Annotated in this window: 1 protein-coding gene; it reads left to right on the top strand. The window is 73.2% G+C overall.

From position 1 onward, the window contains the following. Positions 1-1,037: putative Ig domain-containing protein (locus ACW9SV_RS22485; RefSeq protein WP_479559031.1), on the top strand; the 1,037-nt coding region annotated here is incomplete at both ends.

Here is a 1,037-nt window from a genome sequence, read left to right on the forward strand (position 1 = left end):
CGAACCAGTCGCCGGTGGTGTCTGTTCCGGTTCCGGACCAGAGCGTGGCGGCGGGGGCGGCCTACGCCTACACCGTGCCGGGCGGGACCTTCACCGACCCGGACGGGGACGCGCTGACCTACTCGGCCGCGCAGGGCAACGGCAGCGCGCTGCCCTCCTGGCTGAGCTTCAGCCCGGCGACCCGGCAGCTGAGCGGGACGGCCCCGGCCTCGGCCGTGACGCTGACCATCCGGCTGACGGCCTCGGACGGGAAGGGCGGCAGCGCCTCCGACCAGTTCACGCTGACGGTCACCGGGGGCAGCACGAACGGCTCGCCGGTGGTGGCGAGCGCGATCCCCGACCAGGGCGCCACGGCGGGCGCGGCCTACAGCTACGCCTTCCCGGCGGGCACCTTCACCGACCCGGACGGGGACGCGCTGAGCTACTCGGCCGCGCTGGCCGGGGGCGGGGCGCTGCCCTCGTGGCTGAGCTTCAGCGGGGCGACCCGCTCCTTCAGCGGCACGCCGACGGCGGCCGACGCGGGCACGCTGGCCGTGCGGGTGACGGCCTCGGACGGGAAGGGCGGCAGCGCCACGGATGACTTCAGCCTGACCGTCTCGGGCGGGACCTCCTCCGGGGAGGCCTTCCGCCTCAACGCCGGGGGGCCGCAGGAGACCACCTCGCGGGGCGTCTTCGCCGCGGACTCCTACGCCTCGGGCGGGGCCAAGAAGACCCCCACCACCGACGCCATCGCCGGCACGACGGACGACGCGATCTACCGCTCCAACCGGTTCGGCACGGGCTTCTCCTACAACATCCCCGTCAAGGGCGGGGAGTACCTGGTGGTGCTGCACTTCGCCGACCTGTACTGGACGGTGGCCGGCAAGCGGGTGTTCGACGTGAGCATCGAGGGCAGCAAGGTGCTCAGCGCCTACGACATCGTGGCCAAGGCGGGGGCGGCCAAGACGGCCACCACGGAGACCTTCACGGTGAACGTCACCGACGGCACGCTCAACATCGCCTTCGCCCGCCTGCTCGACAACGCCATGGTCTCCGCC

The organism is Rufibacter sp. JT20002 (assembly GCF_056491185.1).